The 18,869-nt window shown below is 56.7% G+C and carries 21 protein-coding genes and 5 tRNA genes; 17 read left to right on the forward strand and 9 right to left on the reverse strand.

All coding sequences use genetic code 11. The features are described from left to right. The first annotated feature begins 95 nt into the window (after window positions 1-95). The 5 genes from csrA (at window position 96) to ICA16_RS07645 (ending at window position 918) form a co-directional block, all read left to right on the forward strand. Entirely contained in the window at window positions 96-284 is a 189-nt protein-coding gene (gene csrA, locus ICA16_RS07625; protein ID WP_002554426.1) for a carbon storage regulator CsrA, read from the forward strand. A gap of 62 nt (window positions 285-346) precedes the next feature. Then, window positions 347-437: transfer RNA gene (locus ICA16_RS07630), tRNA-Ser, on the forward strand. A gap of 107 nt (window positions 438-544) precedes the next feature. Continuing rightward, window positions 545-621, forward strand: a tRNA-Arg gene (locus tag ICA16_RS07635). A gap of 71 nt (window positions 622-692) precedes the next feature. Further along, window positions 693-769: transfer RNA gene (locus ICA16_RS07640), tRNA-Arg, on the forward strand. A gap of 72 nt (window positions 770-841) precedes the next feature. Then, window positions 842-918, forward strand: a tRNA-Arg gene (locus tag ICA16_RS07645). 19 nt (window positions 919-937) lie between these two features. Here the strand turns inward: ICA16_RS07645 and ICA16_RS07650 are convergent. Next, complete coding sequence (locus tag ICA16_RS07650; protein WP_210700341.1) at window positions 938-1,456, reverse strand: cell envelope protein SmpA; 519 nt, start codon at window positions 1,454-1,456, stop codon at window positions 938-940. Window positions 1,457-1,776: 320 nt separating this feature from the next. On the opposite strand from ICA16_RS07650, the gene mgtE reads away from it, so the two are divergent. Then, window positions 1,777-3,219, forward strand: a complete 1,443-nt coding sequence (gene mgtE, locus ICA16_RS07655) for a magnesium transporter (RefSeq protein WP_150592956.1) — start codon at window positions 1,777-1,779, stop codon at window positions 3,217-3,219. A 122-nt stretch (window positions 3,220-3,341) separates the two neighbouring features. Here the strand turns inward: mgtE and ICA16_RS07660 are convergent, their stop codons facing one another. Next, complete coding sequence (locus tag ICA16_RS07660) at window positions 3,342-3,668, reverse strand: Arc family DNA-binding protein (protein WP_003178899.1); 327 nt, start codon at window positions 3,666-3,668, stop codon at window positions 3,342-3,344. A gap of 388 nt (window positions 3,669-4,056) precedes the next feature. Between ICA16_RS07660 and phnN the strand changes: the two genes are divergently transcribed. Further along, entirely contained in the window at window positions 4,057-4,626 is a 570-nt protein-coding gene (phnN, locus tag ICA16_RS07665) for a phosphonate metabolism protein/1,5-bisphosphokinase (PRPP-forming) PhnN (RefSeq protein WP_210554078.1), read from the forward strand. Here the strand turns inward: phnN and ICA16_RS07670 are convergent. Both ICA16_RS07670 and ICA16_RS07675 read right to left on the reverse strand, forming a co-directional pair. Further along, window positions 4,601-4,780 (reverse strand): PA3371 family protein, encoded by a 180-nt coding sequence (locus ICA16_RS07670; RefSeq protein ID WP_042560533.1) that lies wholly within the window; start codon window positions 4,778-4,780, stop codon window positions 4,601-4,603. The genes phnN and ICA16_RS07670 overlap by 26 nt on opposite strands. Window positions 4,781-4,800: 20 nt before the next feature. Then, entirely contained in the window at window positions 4,801-5,037 is a 237-nt protein-coding gene (locus ICA16_RS07675; RefSeq protein WP_210554077.1) for a hypothetical protein, read from the reverse strand. A 295-nt stretch (window positions 5,038-5,332) separates the two neighbouring features. On the opposite strand from ICA16_RS07675, the gene ICA16_RS07680 reads away from it, so the two are divergent. Continuing rightward, window positions 5,333-5,409 (forward strand) — tRNA-Arg (locus ICA16_RS07680). Between the two features lie 140 nt (window positions 5,410-5,549). Further along, window positions 5,550-5,936: a c-type cytochrome gene (locus ICA16_RS07685; RefSeq protein ID WP_411959655.1), complete on the forward strand. Its 387-nt coding sequence runs from the start codon at window positions 5,550-5,552 to the stop codon at window positions 5,934-5,936. Between the two features lie 66 nt (window positions 5,937-6,002). Here ICA16_RS07685 and ICA16_RS07690 read toward each other — a convergent pair whose 3' ends face one another. Next, window positions 6,003-7,484, reverse strand: a complete 1,482-nt coding sequence (locus ICA16_RS07690) for a lysozyme inhibitor LprI family protein (RefSeq protein ID WP_338049915.1) — start codon at window positions 7,482-7,484, stop codon at window positions 6,003-6,005. Between the two features lie 105 nt (window positions 7,485-7,589). Between ICA16_RS07690 and ICA16_RS07695 the strand changes: the two genes are divergently transcribed. From ICA16_RS07695 to ICA16_RS07710, 4 genes are all read left to right on the forward strand, one after another. Further along, entirely contained in the window at window positions 7,590-9,194 is a 1,605-nt protein-coding gene (locus ICA16_RS07695) for a tetratricopeptide repeat-containing response regulator (protein WP_210700342.1), read from the forward strand. After that, window positions 9,191-9,883: a sensor histidine kinase gene (locus ICA16_RS07700; protein ID WP_210554075.1), complete on the forward strand. Its 693-nt coding sequence runs from the start codon at window positions 9,191-9,193 to the stop codon at window positions 9,881-9,883. The genes ICA16_RS07695 and ICA16_RS07700 overlap by 4 nt, the downstream gene beginning before the upstream one ends. A gap of 313 nt (window positions 9,884-10,196) precedes the next feature. Continuing rightward, complete coding sequence (locus ICA16_RS07705; protein WP_191626476.1) at window positions 10,197-11,438, forward strand: glutamine synthetase family protein; 1,242 nt, start codon at window positions 10,197-10,199, stop codon at window positions 11,436-11,438. 69 nt (window positions 11,439-11,507) lie between these two features. After that, entirely contained in the window at window positions 11,508-12,890 is a 1,383-nt protein-coding gene (locus ICA16_RS07710; protein ID WP_210700343.1) for an MFS transporter, read from the forward strand. A gap of 264 nt (window positions 12,891-13,154) precedes the next feature. Here ICA16_RS07710 and ICA16_RS07715 read toward each other — a convergent pair whose 3' ends face one another. The 4 genes from ICA16_RS07715 to flgA form a co-directional block, all read right to left on the reverse strand. Continuing rightward, window positions 13,155-13,901 carry a flagellar brake protein gene (locus ICA16_RS07715; protein WP_210554073.1) on the reverse strand — a complete coding sequence of 249 codons (747 nt, stop codon included), beginning with the start codon at window positions 13,899-13,901 and terminating at the stop codon, window positions 13,155-13,157. 83 nt (window positions 13,902-13,984) lie between these two features. Further along, entirely contained in the window at window positions 13,985-14,452 is a 468-nt protein-coding gene (locus tag ICA16_RS07720) for a flagella synthesis protein FlgN (protein WP_042560524.1), read from the reverse strand. 48 nt (window positions 14,453-14,500) lie between these two features. Next, entirely contained in the window at window positions 14,501-14,827 is a 327-nt protein-coding gene (gene flgM / locus ICA16_RS07725) for a flagellar biosynthesis anti-sigma factor FlgM (RefSeq protein WP_042560523.1), read from the reverse strand. Between the two features lie 161 nt (window positions 14,828-14,988). Then, window positions 14,989-15,750, reverse strand: coding sequence for a flagellar basal body P-ring formation chaperone FlgA (flgA, locus tag ICA16_RS07730; protein WP_210554072.1), 762 nt, complete (start codon window positions 15,748-15,750; stop codon window positions 14,989-14,991). Between the two features lie 81 nt (window positions 15,751-15,831). On the opposite strand from flgA, the gene ICA16_RS07735 reads away from it, so the two are divergent. The 4 genes from ICA16_RS07735 (at window position 15,832) to flgC (ending at window position 18,864) form a co-directional block, all read left to right on the forward strand. Then, complete coding sequence (locus ICA16_RS07735; RefSeq protein WP_150604264.1) at window positions 15,832-16,764, forward strand: chemotaxis protein CheV; 933 nt, start codon at window positions 15,832-15,834, stop codon at window positions 16,762-16,764. A 46-nt stretch (window positions 16,765-16,810) separates the two neighbouring features. Then, complete coding sequence (cheR, locus tag ICA16_RS07740) at window positions 16,811-17,638, forward strand: protein-glutamate O-methyltransferase CheR (RefSeq protein ID WP_150604263.1); 828 nt, start codon at window positions 16,811-16,813, stop codon at window positions 17,636-17,638. 368 nt (window positions 17,639-18,006) lie between these two features. Next, window positions 18,007-18,417: a flagellar basal body rod protein FlgB gene (flgB, locus tag ICA16_RS07745; protein ID WP_150616072.1), complete on the forward strand. Its 411-nt coding sequence runs from the start codon at window positions 18,007-18,009 to the stop codon at window positions 18,415-18,417. Window positions 18,418-18,420: 3 nt separating this feature from the next. Further along, window positions 18,421-18,864 carry a flagellar basal body rod protein FlgC gene (gene flgC / locus ICA16_RS07750; RefSeq protein WP_042560519.1) on the forward strand — a complete coding sequence of 148 codons (444 nt, stop codon included), beginning with the start codon at window positions 18,421-18,423 and terminating at the stop codon, window positions 18,862-18,864. Window positions 18,865-18,869: the final 5 nt, after the last annotated feature.

The raw sequence follows: 18,869 nt of genomic DNA on the forward strand, positions 1-18,869 counted from the left end.
TCAGGCATGTAGGGCTACGATCGCTCTGGTTGTAGGTCGGGTGCCTTTTTTTTGCAGACTGTTGTCCCTGAACTGAATTGCGTAAGGAGAAAGGTATGCTGATTCTGACCCGTCGGTGCGCAGAAAGCCTGATTATCGGTGATGGCGAAATCACCGTGACCGTGCTCGGCGTTAAAGGAAATCAAGTGCGTATCGGCGTCAACGCCCCGAAAGAGGTTGCCGTGCACCGTGAAGAAATTTACCTGCGTATAAAGAAAGAGAAGGACGAAGAACCAAGCCATTAATTTTTATCGATTTTTATGTTTGCAAACGGGGAAGAAGCTGGTTAATATACGCCCCGTGTTGCGGAGAGCTGGCCGAGTGGCCGAAGGCGCTCCCCTGCTAAGGGAGTACACCTCAAAAGGGTGTCGGGGGTTCGAATCCCCCGTTCTCCGCCATTATTTGCTTAGTACGTCGTAATCTGGCTTTTTCGGTAAGTTGTTGAAATTACTAGAAAAAGTGGTTGGAATAGAGATTAGACGGGCTATAATGCGGCGCAACAAATGCACTCGTAGCTCAGCTGGATAGAGTACTCGGCTACGAACCGAGCGGTCACAGGTTCGAATCCTGTCGAGTGCACCATTTAAGAGTCAGTTACAGCAATGTAAGTGACTTGCTTCAACCAGGTGTGATCTGGTCTAAAAAACACAAATGCACTCGTAGCTCAGCTGGATAGAGTACTCGGCTACGAACCGAGCGGTCACAGGTTCGAATCCTGTCGAGTGCACCATTTAAGAGTTAGTTGCAGCAATGTAAGTAACTCGGTTTCAGCCAGTTGTGGTCTGGTCTAAAAACACAAAATGCACTCGTAGCTCAGCTGGATAGAGTACTCGGCTACGAACCGAGCGGTCACAGGTTCGAATCCTGTCGAGTGCACCATATACCGAAAAGCCCGCGTTTAACGCGGGCTTTTTGCTGTCCGGGATTTGGCTTTCGCCTTCACGCATCCTCTCTCATCAAAATCGACTTGAGCACTTCGGCCTCGTTTGAGGTCGTACCGATAGCTTGTCGTCGATGTCCGAATATTCACCTTGTCCGGTTTGCCGAGCGCGCTTTCTACATCCTGCTGACTCATGCCGGCAATCACGCGTCGATTGATGATTGCTTCGCGGCGTTGTCTGGCGTCGATCAGATTTCCGCATTTGTCTTCTGTGCGACCAACGATGCCCGGTTCGCGGCCTGTGTTTTTCATACCGGATATTTCTTCGTGGTTGTGCTCCGGCATGATTGCCACGACCGATCCGGGGAGGTAGGGGTGAACTTCCTGTACTGAAAGTTTTTCACCGTTCGCGCAACTCATTGACGTGAACGTGATGCTTCCGTCGGTTGCTTCGCAACGATGGAGGCTGGTTGCAGCCCCAGCAGGCGGCAGGCAGAGAAGGCTGGCGAGTAAAAAGCGGGATGGTTTCGATGGCATTCGATGTCCTCCATGACGATCTTGGTTCAAGGGTAGTCGCTGCAATCTTCTGCGCTGGTGTGTTTTCTTTTCAGGATGAGTCGTCGCACTTACATGGATCAGGATGGCGCTCAGGTTTGTCTCGCAAGCGCTTGTTTCAGCCACGATTTTTAACGTGTTAAACCGTCAGGCGGTGTATCATTGCGCCCGTCAGCCCCGCCGGGGCTTATGGAAAACCTCCATGGACTTACCCAGTAGCTACTCAGTACCCCGTTTTTCCAATCATGAATTGACTGATTGATCCTTCCGGCGTGCCCCGCTGCTGGGAGTGGAGTTCGCCTATGTCTGAAATCGAAGTAAAGAAAACACAGGAAAGCCTGCAGGACCGCCTGGCTCAGGTCGTCGAGTTGCTGCAGCGCCAACGGGTCGTCGAAGACCTGACTCACCGCCAGGAAGGCGCGCATCACGACCGGGTGGAAAACCTGGTTCACCGGCAAAATCTGGTCGAGCTGCAACGCAAGCTCGATGATCTGCACTCCGCCGACGTCGCCTACATACTTGAAGCCTTGCCGCTGGACGATCGTCTGACACTTTGGCAGCTGGTCAAGGCCGATCGCGACGGCGACATTCTTCTCGAAGTATCCGATTCCGTCCGTGAAACGCTGATCGCCGACATGGACGATCACGAGCTCCTGGCTGCTGCCAAGGACATGGACGCCGACGAACTTGCTGACCTGGCCTCCGAGCTGCCGCGAGACGTCGTCCATGGGCTCATGGAGAGCCTCGATAACCAGCAGCGCGAGCGTGTACGTTCGGCCCTGTCTTATGACGAGGACCAGGTCGGTGCGCTGATGGACTTCGAGATGGTGACTATCCGTGAGGATGTCAGCCTTGAAGTGGTTCTGCGGTACCTGCGTCGTCTCAAAGAGTTGCCGGGTCATACTGACAAGCTGTTCGTGGTCGATTACGACGGCGTGCTCAAAGGCGTGCTGCCGATCAAGCGTTTGCTGGTCAATGATCCGGAAAAGCAGGTTGCCGAGGTGATGGCCAGCGATCCGGTGAGTTTCCACCCGGACGAAGACGCCTACGACGCCGCACAGGCGTTCGAGCGTTACGACTTGATCTCCGCCCCTGTGGTCGACAAGACCGGCAAGCTGATCGGTCGTCTGACCATCGACGAAATGGTCGACCTGATTCGTGAAGAGAGCGAAAGCGAAGTTCTCAACATGGCCGGTCTGCGTGAAGAGGAAGACATCTTCGCCTCCGTGTGGAAATCACTGCGCAACCGTTGGGCTTGGCTGGCGATCAACTTGATCACCGCGTTCGTCGCCTCTCGAGTAATTGGCTTGTTCGAAGGCTCGATCGAGAAACTGGTAGCGCTCGCAGCGCTGATGCCGATTGTGGCGGGTATCGGCGGTAACTCCGGTAATCAGACGATCACCATGATTGTGCGGGCCATGGCACTGGATCAGGTCAGCACGGGCAACACTTCACGGTTGATGCGTAAAGAATTGGCAGTCGGGCTGATCAACGGTCTGGTCTGGGGCGGGGTGATTGGCGTAGTCGCTTACCTGCTTTATGGCAGTTGGTCGCTGGGCGTGGTGATGACGGCGGCAATGACGCTCAATCTGTTGCTCGCTGCACTCATGGGGGTATTCATTCCCATGACCCTGGCGAAGATGGGCCGCGATCCTGCAATGGGTGCGAGCGTGATGATCACCGCAGTAACGGACAGTGGTGGCTTCTTCATTTTCCTGGGGTTGGCAACAATCTTCCTGCTCTGATCTGCTGCAATGAAACAGCCCGCCAAATTGGCGGGCTTTTTTATATCTGTGAAAAACTGCCAAGCCAAATCCCAGGCAAAAAAAAGCCAGCAATCATGCTGGCTTGATATGTTCGATATGAATCAGGACGCGTCTGCGGCCATTTCGGCGTCGTGTGCAATCAAGGACACCAATGCGTTCTGTTGACGGTGAGACAGCTGGCGGAAGCGTTGCAGCAGTTCGCGTTCGTGCAACGACAGCTCAGGGCTGTCCAGGCGCATGCTCAGCTCTTCGCCCAATGCACCTTCCTGAATAAGACTCTGCTCAAGGCGCGCAATGATTTCAGAGTTCATGCTGCGATGATGATTGCGAGCCACCTCGGCAATGCGTTCACGCATTCCGTCTGGCAGACGTACGACAAACTTGTCAGCCGTACGGCTGGAATAAATTGCCTGTTTCAATGGGCGCATATATTTAACCGGTTAGTTCAGGGGAGCGGTTCTCGGGATTGGCCGCAGGATGTGTGGTAGGACACGCATTTGCGCCAAATGGTTCAACCTGAATTGTTAAGAGGCCCGCATCATGCCTCAAAATTGCCAGATCATTGGCGTCAATTCTGTGACAAATATTGATCCGGATAAAGGCTTAATGCCAGCACCAATTATCAGAAATGCGGACTGGTTTGAAAACTTTGTCCTGAGTTGCATCGCTGTTCGCCTCCTGACGCACAACCGTTGATGTCCAAAGACGTCAGAAGGTGCATGCTATGTGGCTTTCGATCCTTGTCCCTTATCTATACAGGATAGTGGCATTTTGCCGATTTACTAGCGCTGAAGCATGCCGGAGGGCGTTTTCGAGATGGATGGCAGGCTTATTTATCTGATGGGGCCGTCAGGTTCCGGCAAAGACAGCCTGATTGAGGCTGCACGTGAGCCATTGCGCATGCTCGGCTGCGAAGTGATACGCCGGGTGATTACGCGATCGGCCGAATCGGTAGGCGAGGATGCGATCGGCGTGACACCGCAAGAATTCGAAAGACGTCAGCGCGCAGGAGATTTTTCCCTGGCGTGGCAGGCCAATGGACTTGCCTATGGCATTCCTGCGCAAATGGATCAATGGCTCAAGGATGGTCGGCACGTGCTGGTAAACGGCTCTCGCGCCAACCTGCGACAAGCCCTGGAGTGCTATCCGACGCTGTTGCCAATTTTGCTGACAGTCAAGGATGAGGTGTTGCGTGAGCGCCTGCTTAGACGTGGCCGTGAGACGTCTGAGCAAATTGATGCGAGGCTGGCTCGCAACGCTCTGTTCAAGGACAGGCGATCAACTGACGACGTTGTTTACCTGATAGACAACTCGGGTGACCTGGCTGACGCGGTCAGCCATCTACTGGACTTGATCCGACTCAACGCAGAACCGGATCAAACTTGAATTTGCGCCCGGCCACCAGTGCCAATACGAACAACACCGCAAACACGCCACAGCCAACCAGAGGCAGGGTGATTTCGGTTTCCTCGAACAGCGAAAAATGCAATACGCCACTGACTAAGGCGAGGATCAGAAATCCTGCAGCTGATTTGGACATGCTGTACTCCTGAAGATATTTCAAAAAACCAGACGTTCGGTAGCGTGAGCTGACAATGCCTGCTCAGGCTCGCTGACCGCCTGTGGGACAAAACCGCGCTGATCGCTTAACACCGCCAACTGCGGAGCTCTTTGCACCTGCAGGTAATGCGGCATGCGTTGAGCCACCGACTCCGGCGCAGCTCGCTCGGGCAAAAAGTGAAAACCCATCAAAACCGCGAATGCAATTGCGTTTGCAAGCAAGAGAGTGCTGTTCATGGGACGGTGCTCCGGTTGTTCTTCTATAGAACAGACAAAGCAGTCGTCGTGCCAACAGTCTAACCGCTGTTAAGTCCTTTAAAAACAAGGATTTGAGAGGGTTTTTCAACCGTTGCGGGTTGCAATCTGCAATGCTGGCGTTTTGGGGTAGTGCAAAATGCACGGTAAAGCTTCCCGCAGCATTGCGAGGCGCTTGCCTACACTTAAAAAGCCCTACGGACGACATGACAAATCGGGGCCCTGCCGTTAACATGCACGCCGTCCGTCGCGCAGCGTCTGCTGCCGACAACTCAGTGTCTCAGTAGCTCAATTGGATAGAGCATCCCCCTCCTAAGGGGAAGGTTGGCAGTTCGAACCTGCCCTGGGACACCATATATTTCAGGCCTTCTGGCCACTTTTCTGCCAGCCGCGTTCCCTGCGATAGCAGCGCGGCAGCAGCAGGATAAAATAAAGCCCCTTTCAGAATGATCTGGAAGGGGCTTTTTCGTATTCACGGTTTAAGGATGTTGCCAATGGATGGCCTGAAAATACTGTTCATCGTTTCGCTTGGATTTTTATCGCTGATCCAAGCGTCGCGATCCTTTGCAGATAATGTCAGTGGGAAGAACCTCTATTCACAGCGGTGCGCCATGTGCCACGGGACAGATCTCAAAGCAACAGGGCCACTGGCTGATAAAAGCAATCCACCTACGCCTGATCTGACAACATCCGCTTTCAAACAGCGACTGAAGGCCTATCCGGGCGTTATCGTGTCATCAATAATTCTTCGCCCAAACGGGGATTTGATCCCGCGGACCTTGCAAGAGAATGGTGTAACGCTGGCGCCGCACGCTTGGACGGTTAAGGATTTTCGCGATTTGAATCAGTACATGAGTGGTGTGATTTCAAAAAGTCGGTGATTTCAGATGAAGCAAAGCCCCGCACAGCGTCAGTTGTCGTGGCTTTTTCATGTGCAGGCATCGGGACTATTGCTCAGCGCCACCTCCGGGTTTGCCGATTGAAGTGCTTATCTCGGTAATGCGCCGACGGCCGTTGACCTTATAGTCGAGCTCTTGTTCTGCCTCGCCCGGTTTGCGCACGGTTACTTGCGCGTACAAGCCATCCTTAGCGCTGTAGGTGCCGAACAAGTTATTCATTCTCGCAATAAAACACTCACCACCGGTGATCACCGGGAAGTCGGCGACTGGCTCGATGGCGTAATAGCCTGCTCCGTAGCCGTAATATTCCTCGACGTCTGTGGCGGACGCAGGAATGGGACAGAGGGGTTTTCTTTCTTGACCTGTGTCGGGAGTGTCTTCCTCGACGGTGGCCAGGCCTTGGGCAAGTGCCCGGTGCAGGTCCGGCTTCAGTTTGTAAGTTTTTTTGTGATCATCATCACGCTGAATGCGGGGGATGCTGAGTCGATAGCGGTAGCGAACCGTCAGCGTGGGCACTTCGCGGTTTACCTGCAACGGATTGAGCAGGTAGACATTATCAATGCCGTACCCACCGTCGCGATAGGCGGCGTAGACCTTGCCGCGAATGCTGATCCAGTTCACGGACTGGTTGGCGCCGCGATCATTGGTGGAGTAGAGGGCGCCGCCAATGGATTCTCCCTCCGACGCTTGGGTTCTGCGGGTGAACCAGTCTCCGACGCGGCGATAGGTTCCAACGAAAGTGAACAGGCCGGTGCCGCCGCTGTAGGTCTGAACAATCAGGTCACGTTGCCCATCACTGTCCAGATCCAGCAGCGTGAATGATGTCGGGCCCTGTGCGGTGTCAGCCTCGAAATCAGTGGCGCTCAAAGCCTTCCACTCATCTCGGGAAACGCCTTTGGGGATGGCTTTCGGGAAGTGGGTTTTATCAGAATACTGATCGGCGTCCGGCTCTGCAGAAAATGTGGTTTCAGGGCTTTTTAACGACAGTGAAGCGAGTGCCCGTTCCAGGGCAAACTCCGGATCATTTTTACTGATTGCCCGAATACTATTTTGCAGATCATCCAATACCTGTTTATCGACGCCACTCGGCTGATGGGCGACAACTACTGTCCACTGCGCATGCAAAACCTTCAGTTGCTCGCGGTAGCGTTGATCCAGGCAGGCGACATCTTCAACGCAATCGTTGCGCACTTTCAACCAAAGCCGCTGAGTACGTTGGAGCTCGGGTTGTGCCTCGACAGAAGCCTTCATCAAACCCCGATAAACCGTCCCCATCTGCGCATCCAGTTCATACAAACCTTTATTCGCGCAGATAGTGGTTTCAACGGCAGTCGCCGCTTTGCTGCAGTCCATTGCGTTCGCCATTGCCTGCTGGAGAAACAGCAGCGCACAGGCGGACACGATGTAGCGTCCTTTGATGTACACGAAGTAAGCCTTGTAGTGAGAGTTGTGCAGGCGCGCAGAGTAATCGCAGTGCGAGGAATCTTGAAGCGCGAGCTTCAGGGAACGCCACTTCTGGCCGATAAACACAAACGGTGACTTCAAAGTCGCGTGAAATCGCTTGATAGCATTTTGCCGCCAGCTATCATCTCCGCGCCCGAAATTGCCCTCACTTCAATTGCCTGGAAATCCTCGATGCTGTCGTATCACCAAAAGCGTTTTCTGATCGTCGATGATTTCTCGGATTTTCGCAGTTCCGTGCGCTCGATGTTGCGCGAACTGGGCGTCAAGGACGTGGATACGGCGGACACCGGCGAGCAGGCGCTGAAGATGTGTGCGCAGAAGTCCTACGATTTCATCCTGCAGGATTTCCACCTCGGCGACGGTAAAAAGAACGGCCAGCAAGTCCTCGAAGACTTGATGGTGGAAAAGCTCATCAGCCATGAAGCGGTGTTCGTCATGGTGACCGCCGAGACCAGTCAGGCGATGGTGCTTAGTGCTCTTGAGCATGAGCCGGATGCCTATCTGACCAAACCGTTCAACCGCTCGGGTCTGGCTCAGCGCCTTGAGCGTCTGGAGCAGCGCAAGACGTTGCTCAAACCGATTCTGCAAGCCCTCGATCGTGGCAAACCGGTCGAGGTGCTCAATGCCTGCATCGCCCTGTGCAAGCAGGACATCCGCTATTCGCCGCTGTGCCTGCGTTACCGCGCCGATGCGCTGCGCGACCTGAATCAGAACGAAGCGCTGGAGCGTCTGTACGACAGCATCATTGCTGATCGACCGCTGCCTTGGGCTTTTGCCGGGTTGGGCAAGTTGTTGTTCAAGCGTGGCCAGGTTGCACAAGCCAAAGGCGTGTACGAGAAAGCCCTGAAAGTGTTCCCGTTGATGCCGTCGCTGTATGACGGCATGGCCGATGTGCTGGTTGCCGAGGGCGATACCAAAGGCGCGCAGCGGGTGCTGGAAGAGGCGATCCGGTTGTCGCCGCTGGCGGTGCGTCGACAGGCGTTGCTGGGCAAACTGGCGATGGCCAACGAAGATTTCGACACCGCCTCGCGCGCTTATCGTCAGGCCGTGGCGCAGGGCGCGCAGTCGCGATTCAAGGATGCGGAAAGCAACCTCGGCCTGGCCCACGCCTTGATCAGCAAGGGCAGTGAGCGCGGTCTCGACACCCGTACGCGGCTCGAGATCAACACCACGCTCAGCGCTGTGGCCAAAGAGAACCCGAGCGATCCGGGCCTGCAGATTCGGGCGCGTCTGATGAAGGCCACCAGCCTGCTGCTCAATGATGCCGAAACCGCTGACAAGCTTACCGAGCAGGCAATGATGCGCCTCGACGGCATGGAGCAGTTCATGAGTCCGGAGGCAGCGCTGCTGGTCGCCAAGCAGTTGCAGATGCTCGGTCAGGCCGAGGCGGGCAACTCGATGCTCAAGAGTTGTGCGGAGATCTACGGCGACGATCAGGCGGTGATGAAAGACATCGCCAAGCTCACCGATGACCCGACTATCCTCAGTTCCAGCAACGCCGCCGCCGACCTCAATCGTCAGGGCGTGCGCGTGTACAAGACCGGCAATCTGGTGGAGGCCCGCGAGGTGTTCCGCAAGGCGCTGAAGATGCAACCGAAGAACATCAGTATTGCGCTGAACATGGCCCAGTCGCTGCTGCACGGCACCGACACCAGTGTGCCGTCGGCGGAGCTGGAAGAATGTCGGGCCTGCCTGAAAATGGTCGGCCTGATGCCCGACACCGACGCGCGTCATGCGCGTTATCAGAAGCTGAAAAGCAAGGCGTTTGGCGAATGAAACAAGACGAGCAGGCTCTGGATTTTTCCACGGTGATCGCCTCCACCGTCCACGACATGAAGAACTCGCTGGCCATGCTCATGCAGGCCCACAGCCAATGGCTGGCGCGTCTGCCGCAGGCGCAGCGCGAAGGCTCGGAGCAGGGCGTGATCGACTTCGAGTTCGCCCACCTCAACGGCATGCTGGTGCAACTGCTCGGGCTGTATAAGCTCGGCGTCAACCAGATGCCGTTACAGCCTGCGTACCACGAACTCGATGATTTCATCGAGGCGCAACTGGCGGCGCATCAAGAAGTGTTCGCCAGTCGCGGGATCATCGCGACCTATGAAGTTGATCCGCTGATTCCGCTGGGTTTCTTCGATCGCGAATTGGTCGCTTCGGTGTTGGGCAACTGCATCAATAACGCCATCCGTTACGCCCGCGAGTCGTTGCTGATCAGCGTAAGCGACGAGGCCGGACAATTGGTGATAAGCATCAACGATGACGGCGACGGTTATCCGGCCCAGATGCTCGAACGTCAGGCCGACTACGTGCAGGGCATCAATCACAGCAGCGGCAGCACCGGGCTAGGCCTGTATTTCGCCAATCGAATTGCGGCGTTGCATCAGCGCAATGGCGTTGAAGGGCGCACCGAAATCGGCAATGGCGGGCCATTGGGTGGCGGAGTGTTCAGTCTCTATCTCCCCTGACACCCGCTCTGCGTCATGTGAGCTGCCGAAGGCTCGGGGCGCGATCGGACGATCTTTTGATATTGAAAAAGCAACATCAAAAGATCGCAGCCTGCGGCAGCTCCTACATGGGGCATGGGATTTTGTTTGACGCTGCTTGATATTGCGAACAGCCGGAGCCTATTTTGTACGGGTCGCCGTTCGCGGCTCGCACAATAACAAGGATTGCGTCATGACAACCGATGGCCAGCGTTCACTCGCACAGCGACTGACGGGCATTGATGAGATTGAATGTGTCACGCCGGATTTGAACGGCGTACCACGGGGCAAGGTAATGACTGCCGAGGGTTTCCTCGAAGGGCGGCGCTTGCAGTTGGCGCGGGGTGTGCTGCTGCAATGCATCATGGGGGGGTATCCGCCGGCGCGGTTTTACGGCAGTGATGACGGCGACCTGGCGCTGATTGCCGAGCCAGGCCAGATTCATCGCTTGCCGTGGAGCGACGAACCACGTGCTCTGGCGATTTGCGATGCCGATGAGCTGACCGGCGAAAGCTCCAGTCTGTCGACCCGCGGCCAGCTCAAGGCAGTCATCGCCCGTTACGCGGCGCGCGGCCTGGCACCGGTGGTGGCGACCGAACTGGAGTTCTTCGTGTTCGCACCGAACACCGATCCAACCCAACCGTTTCGCCCGCCAGTTGGCCTCGATGGTCGCCGCGAGGATGGCTTGTCGGCGTTCAGCGTCAGCTCCAATAACGGTCTGCGGCCGTTCTTCAGCGAAGTGTATAAATGCATGGCGGCCCTCGGTTTGCCGCGCGATACCTTCATGCATGAAATGGGCGTCAGCCAGTTCGAGATCAACCTGCTGCATGGCGATCCGCTGCTGCTGGCCGACCAGACGTTCCTGTTCAAGCATCTGCTTAAAGAAGTCGCGCTCAAGCATGGCTTGACCGTGGTGTGCATGGCTAAGCCACTGGCGCACACGCCGGGCAGCTCGATGCATATTCACCAGAGCATCGTCGACATCGCCACGGGTAAAAACGTCTTCAGTGACGAGCACGGTGAGCCGACCGCGATGTTCCGCCACTTCATCGGCGGGCAGCAGGCCGGCATGGCCGATTTCACCGCACTGTTTGCACCCAATGTGAACTCCTACCAGCGCCTGTGCCATCCGTACGCGTCGCCGAACAACGCCTGCTGGTCGCACGATAACCGTGCGGCCGGGTTGCGGATTCCGGCCAGTGCGCCGGTCGCTCGTCGGGTGGAAAACCGTTTGCCGGGCGCCGATGCCAACCCCTATCTGGCGATCGCCGCCAGTCTGGCCGCCGGTTTGCATGGCATCGAGCATGAGCTTGAGCCGAGCGAAGCGATTCAGGGCGAGTTCGCGGTGCCGGACAATCTTTCGCTGCCGTGTACCTTGCACGCCGCGCTTGAGCGTCTGAAGCGTAGTCAATTGGCGAGGGAACTGTTTGGACAGGAGTTCATCGAAGGCTACATCGCTTCGAAGACCATGGAATTGACCAGCTTCTTTGATGAAATAACTCCCTGGGAACGGCGTGTTCTAGCAGCCCAGGCCTGACGTACCATCGTCACCGGGCTATCGTTCTGGTAGCCCGATCTTTACTGCAAGGAGCCGCTCGGAACGCCGATGCGCCAAATCTGGAAATCCTTTCGAGCGCTGTATTTCGCCTCGCTGATGATGTTGATCGGCTCGGGCCTTTTGTCTACTTATCTGGCATTGCGCCTGGCCGCCGAGAATGTCGACGGACTGTGGGTCGGTGCGCTGATGGCGGCCAACTATTTCGGCCTGGTGCTGGGTGGCAAGATCGGCCATCGGTTGATCGCCCGGGTCGGTCATATCCGGGCGTATTCCGCGTGTGCCGGGATCGTCGGTGCGGCGGTACTTGGCCACGGCATGGTCGATTGGTTGCCGGCGTGGCTGGTGCTGCGGACCATCGTCGGTCTGGGCATGATGTGCCAATACATGGTGATCGAGAGCTGGCTCAATGAGCAGGCTGATGCCAATCAACGTGGGTTGGTGTTCAGCGGCTACATGATTGCCTCGTACCTGGGGCTGGTGCTCGGTCAGCTGATTCTGGTCATGCACCCGGGGCTGGGTCTGGAACTGCTGATGCTGGTCGCGCTGTGCTTTGCCCTGTGTCTGGTGCCAGTGACGCTGACCCGGCGGATTCACCCGGCGCCACTGCATCCGGCACCGATGGAGCCGCGCTTCTTTATCAAGCGCGTGCCGCAGTCGTTAAGCACGGTGCTCGGTGCGGGATTGATCATCGGCGCGTTCTACGGTCTGGCACCGTTGTATGCGTCGCAGCAGGGGCTGTCGACCGAGCAGGTCGGTCTGTTCATGGGTAGCTGCATCTTTGCCGGACTGCTGGTGCAGTGGCCGTTGGGCTGGCTGTCTGATCGTTATGACCGCGCGCTGCTGATCCGTTGCTTCGCCGGTTTCCTTGCGGTGGCGGCGTTGCCATTGGCGATCATGCCGCAGGTGCCGTTGGAGGTGCTGTTCGTGGTCGGCTTCTTCTGCTCGCTGGTGCAGTTCTGTCTGTATCCGTTGGCGGTGGCGTTTTCCAACGACCACGTCGAAGGTGATCGGCGCGTGTCGCTGACGGCGATGCTGCTGGTCACTTACGGGGTGGGTGCGAGTATCGGGCCATTGCTGGCGGGTGTGCTGATGAAGTTTCTCGGCAGCCAGAGCCTGTATGCGTTCTTCAGCTTCTTTGCGCTGGTGCTGGTGTGGCGAATCCGCCCGAAAGCGGTGACCAATCTGCATCAGGTCGACGACGCGCCGCTGCATCACGTGGCGATGCCGGACAGCATGTCGAGTTCGCCGCTGGTCGCTGCGCTTGATCCGCGAGTGGATGAGCAGGTGGTGCAGGAGCAGATGCAGAATCCGGTGTCGCCGGAACCAGAGCCGGAGCCTGAAACAGAGCCTGAATCTCCATCTGAGCCAGAAGCAAGCCCCGATGACGACGGCGAAAAACCAACACCGGATATCAGCGGTGCCAGGCCTTGAATAAGGCAGAGCAATCAACTGAGGATTTGGGAGTTGCGCGGGCTTTTGTGGCGAGGGGATTTATCCCCGATGGGCTGCGCAGCGGCCCAAATCCTTTTGACCTGATCTCACTGTTACACCGCATTGAATGGTTTTTGGGGTGCTTCGCGCCCCATCGGGATAAATCCCCTCGCCACAGGGATTTCCTAGCGCTTCAATCCTTTGGCAGACAAAAAAAAGGGCAGTCACCGCGAGGTGACTGCCCTTTTTATTTGCGCGTACGACTCACATATCGTCTTTGTCGAAACGCCGTGCTTCACGTTGCAACTGATAGACGAAACGCTCGACGTTGCGCGCGGCCGGGCCACTGATGTTGTGGAAACGCAGGCCGGCGAAGGTGATGTTGAGTTTTTCTTCGAAGTGCAGATAACGCAGTTCGACTGAAATCGGCTGGTTGCCGAACAGTGGCGGGGCAATCATGCGGTCGTAGACCTGGCCCAGTTGCAGCCGGTCAGTGATGTCGCCTTCAAAGCGCAGTTTGCAACCGGTGGCGGAAATATCCAGCAGTTTGCCCTGGATCGGCGCCTTGAGCTTTTCGCCACCCAATTCAACGCTGACCAGGTCGGTCAGTTTCAGTGCTGCGCGAAACGCGTTGCGGCGCTGGTGATAAACCACTTCGGTCGGCAGCTCGCCGGTGTAAAAGCGGTCGCCGTCGGATTCTTCGATGTTCAGCGTACCGTTGCATTCCCAGGCAATGCGCACGCCATCATGAAAGCCTTCAACCCTGAACGGTTCACCGGCGAGCAGAAAGCGTTCGCCGTCGCGCGGGATCATTTCGTCCAGAGCGATCGAGGCGCTGTCGCGGTCGACTTTGATCAGGTAGCTCTGGAAGCGCTGGCTGCGTTCATGGAACGTGATGATCAGCGGGTCGTGACTGTCTTGCAGTTGACGCAGGTTGCTGGAGATTTCCAGGGGCGTGGTGAGCACCTTAGGTGGCTGCGGAGCATCATCCGCGCTTAGGGCGTTTGGCACGTTCTCTCAATCTCCAGACAAAATTTGACGATGAATGGCCAGCATTTTGCCAGCATGTTCCGCGTGTTGATAGTGCGAATGGCTCACGCCTGGCTGAAGGTGCGCGGCTTGACGGGTCTGGCGAAAGTGCCGCTGGCGTCATAAAGCGCTGGCGGTTCGCCCCCGGTGAGAATTTTCAACTGATTGGATGTCGCGGCCTGCTGGATCTGGATCGACTGGCCGTTCTTGGCGTTGGCTGCCTGGCACTGGCTGATGAGGTCAGTGAGGGCATCGCCCTGCGTCATCAACTGCTCGCCAATGCTCGACTGGCTGGCCAGTTGCTCGAGGCCTGTGCGGTCAGTCGGCAGGTTCAGGCTGGCGAGGATTTCGCTGCGCTTGCGGCCATGCTGTTCAAGCAGAATGATCAATGCCTGTTTGCGCGCCAGAATTTCTTCCAGCAAGGGCATGTCGCGACCGTGCAAGGCGAGGGCCTCGGTTTGCAGTAACTCCAGCAATTGTTGAGCTGGAGCAAAGTCGTCGTTGATCAGTTGCAGTAAATTAGTGTCGTGCATGGCTGGCCTTGGGTTTTAAGCGTCCAAAAGCCTGGCGCAGGCGAAGGCCTAGCGCTGGGCTTCGAAGTTGAGCAGTTTGCTGGCTACACGGTTGCTGTCGACTTTATAGCTGCCATCGGCAATCGCGGCTTTCAACTCGGCCACACGGGCTTTGTCGACAGCAGGTTGATCGCGCAGCTTGTCAGTGACCTTCTGCAACTGTTGAGCCTCATTGCTGAGGTGTACCGATTCCCCGCTTTTAGCGGTACTGGCCGATTCGGCCGGGGTATTCAGCGGCGCTGAGGTGCCGTTTTCGGCGGTTTCCTTGGCGTTGCTGGTACGCGTACTGCCCGTAAGTGACGAGGAGCTGTTCAAACGGCTGAAATCGATGACCATGATAAAAACCTCTGGGAATTTGGACGCTTGCCATGTTTTCGGCTATCCCCTGGAAAACTTTAGGCCCATTTGCGAATGAGTCTGCATGCGCCGGCGCGTGTCCTGCTGCGGCACAGTTTAAGGAAGCGACGAGGTCCGCGCCAGTTTTCTCACGAGGGCTTCTACATGGCGACTTCCACTTGGCCCGGCGCGACGACTTGCGCCTTGATGACCCGTTGCGAGTTGAGGTTTTTCACCCGGATCTGTTCCCTCAGGCCGCCGTTGGCCAAGGCTTCGCCGGGCATGCGCACGGCCATCGTCCCGCTGCGGGCGGTGATGACCACTTGATCGCCTTTGCGCACAACTTCCGCCTGTTCCAGATGCACCAGGGTAATGACCTGATCGGCTACCGTTGGTCGGGTTAATTTCTGCCCGATCGCGTCGTCTACCGACGTCAAAAAACCCTGGTTGATTGTGCTGACATCGCGCTCGCGCAAAACCACATCCTGAGGCTCGATAATTCCGGCGCGCTTGAGGGGGCGGGTAGTGGTCACAATCTCGCGAAACAGGCGGACTTGAGCGGGTACGAACACGGTCCAGGGGGAGGCGCCCTCGCAGCGAACCTTGACCGTTACCCGGCCCAAAGGACGTGCCGGACTCTCCAGTGAGGCTGTCAATTCCTTGTCGCACATGGGCATGCGCATGCGGGGGTCGAGCTGGTTCACTTCGATTTCGTAGCGGCCTTCCGTTTGACTGGTTGCCAGATAGTCTTCTACGGTGAACTCAAGAAAGCCCTGTGTGACGCCGATAAGCATGTCAGGCAGGGTAACCGCATCAGCAATGGCAGGGCTGCCAGCGAAACAGCAATAAATGGCGGACACCGCGCAAAGCCCTCTGCGGAGGGAAGATGTCAGGCGTCGGAAAAATGTCGTTTGAGCGTTCATACGAGTTAAAAAGCAAGCGCCGTGCCGTTTAGCAATGAATGTGCGTCGCAACAACACTTGGCGTTGGTTTAGGAGTCTGGCATGGCTGGTGTAATGGATTCGGTGAACCAGCGCACGCAACTGGTAGGGCAGAATCGCCTGGAGCTGTTGTTGTTCCGTCTTGACGGTCAGCAACTCTACGGGATCAACGTGTTCAAGGTTCGGGAAGTGCTGCAATGCCCGTCGCTGACGTTGATGCCCAAGTCCAGTCCTGTCGTGTGCGGGGTGGCAAGTATTCGGGGGGCGACCATTCCGATCCTTGATCTGGCAATGGCGACCGGCTCAGGTGCGTTGAAAGACAAGAACAACCCGTTCGTGATCATCACGGAGTACAACACCAAGACCCAGGGTTTCCTGGTCCGCTCGGTGGAGCGCATCGTCAACATGAACTGGGAAGAGATTCATCCGCCGCCCAAGGGCACGGGTCGCGATCATTATCTGACCGCTGTGACTCGGGTGGACAATCAGTTAGTCGAAATCATCGACGTCGAGAAAGTGCTGGCGGAAGTCGCACCGACGCCGGAAGCGATTTCGGTCGGCGTGGTCGATGTCGAGACCCAGACCAAAGCGTTGTCGCTGCGGGTGCTGACAGTCGATGACTCGTCGGTGGCACGCAAGCAGGTCTCGCGGTGTCTGCAGACGGTTGGCGTGGAAGTCGTGGCGTTGAACGACGGCAAGCAGGCGCTGGATTACCTGCGCAAGCTGGTCGACGAGGGCAAGAAGCCGGAAGAAGAGTTCCTGATGATGATCTCCGACATCGAGATGCCGGAGATGGACGGGTACACCCTGACGGCGGAAATCCGCAGCGACCCACGCATGCAAAAGCTTCATATCATCCTGCATACTTCGTTGTCGGGAGTGTTCAATCAGGCGATGGTCAAGAAAGTCGGTGCCGATGACTTTCTGGCCAAATTCCGTCCTGATGACCTGGCATCCCGGGTAGTCGACCGGATCAAAGCAGCAGATATCAGCTAGGGGCCTTCTGCCCCTGGCGGTCAACACGATTTAAGAGGCGGCATCATTGTCTACGGGTAATTTGGATTTCGAACAGTTCCGGGTGTTCCTGGAAAAAGCCTGTGGCATTTTGCTCGGTGAAAACAAGCAATACCTGGTCTCGAGCCGTCTCAACAAACTGATGGAAGTGCAAGGCATCAAGTCCCTGGGTGAGCTGGTTCAGCGCATCCAGACCCAGCCGCGCAGCGGTTTGCGCGAGCAGGTGGTCGATGCCATGACGACCAACGAAACCCTGTGGTTTCGTGACACCTATCCGTTTGAAGTCTTGAAGAACAAGGTGCTGCCCGAAGCCATCAAGGCCGCTCCCAACCAGCGTCTGCGGATCTGGTCGGCGGCGTGTTCCTCGGGTCAGGAACCGTACTCGCTGTCGATGTCGATCGACGAGTTCGAGCGCAGCAATCTCGGCCAGTTGAAGATGGGCGTGCAGATCGTTGCCACGGATCTGTCTGGTCTCATGTTGAACAACTGCAAGACCGGCGAGTACGACAGCCTGGCAATCGGTCGTGGCTTGTCGCCTGATCGCTTGCAACGTTACTTCGACCCGAAAGGGCCGGGTCGCTGGGCCGTCAAGGCGCCGATCAAGAACCGGGTGGAATTCCGCTCGTTCAACTTGCTCGACAGCTATGCAGCGCTGGGCAAGTTCGACATCGTGTTCTGCCGCAACGTGTTGATCTACTTCTCGGCTGAAGTGAAGAAAGACATTCTGTTGCGCATCCACAGCACGTTGAAGCCGGGCGGTTATCTGTTCCTCGGTGCTTCCGAAGCGCTGAACGGTTTGCCGGACCATTACCAGATGGTTCAGTGCAGCCCGGGGATCATTTACCAGGCGAAGTAACTGACATCGGCGTCACAAGAACGGGAGTCCTCAGGGGCTCCCGTTTTTTTGTGCCGAATAATCTCCCAGGCGCCAATTCCCTGTAGGAGCTGCCGAAGGCTGCGATCTTTTGATCTTGTTTCTAAAAAACAAAGTCAAAAGATCGCAGCCTTCGGCAGCTCCTACAGATTGAGACCAGTTCCGGGGTATTCGGTAAAGGCAGGGGCAAGCGGCAGAAAAGCGGCATCTGGCGGAAAGCGGTTGCCGCTTTTCTGGCATTGCCGCATTGCCGATAGCCCGCAAGGCCCCGGTTTACGGGTGTTTCTTGCATTGGCACGCCACTTGCTAAAGCTCAGTTACGAAAAACCGGTCACCTGAAGGTTCCCGACATGAGCATCAGCTTCGATAAAGCGCTCGGCATTCACGAAAAGGCTCTGGGCTTCCGCGCCCAGCGCGCTGAAGTGCTGGCCAATAACATCACCAACGCCGATACCCCGAACTACAAGGCTCGGGATCTGGACTTCTCCAAAGTGCTGGAAGCACAGACCGAGAAAACCAAAAGCGGTGGCCACTTCGCCCTGAACATGACCAACAGCCGTCACATCGAAGCTGAAGGTTTGGGCAATGGTGACGAATCGTTGCTGTATCGCACGCCGATGCAACCGTCGATCGACCAGAACACTGTTGACGCCCAGATTGAGCAGTCCAACTACGCGGAAAACGCCGTGGGCTTCCAGGCCAGCTTCACCCTGCTCAACAGCAAATTCAAAGGGCTGGTTTCAGCCCTGCGCGGAGAGTAATCCATGTCCCTGTCCAGCGTTTTCAACATTGCCGGCAGCGGCATGAGCGCACAAACCACGCGTCTGAACACCGTGGCATCGAACATCGCCAACGCCGAAACCGTCTCGTCGAGCATCGACCAGACCTACCGTGCCCGTCACCCGGTATTCGCCACCATGTTCCAGGGCGGCCAGAGCGGCGGCAGCAACTCGCTGTTCCAGAACCAGGACGCTGCTGGTCAAGGTGTGCAGGTGCTCGGCGTGGTCGAAGACCAGAGCAACCTCGAAGCGCGCTACGAGCCGAACCATCCGGCTGCCGATGGCAAGGGCTACGTCTACTACCCGAACGTCAACGTGGTGGAAGAGATGGCTGACATGATCTCCGCGAGCCGGTCCTTCCAGACCAACGCCGAAATGATGAACACCGCCAAAACCATGATGCAGAAGGTACTGACCCTCGGTCAGTAATAAGG

Origin of the sequence: Pseudomonas anatoliensis (genome assembly GCF_017976235.1) — a bacterium.
Classification (GTDB): Bacteria; Pseudomonadota; Gammaproteobacteria; order Pseudomonadales; family Pseudomonadaceae; genus Aquipseudomonas; species Aquipseudomonas anatoliensis.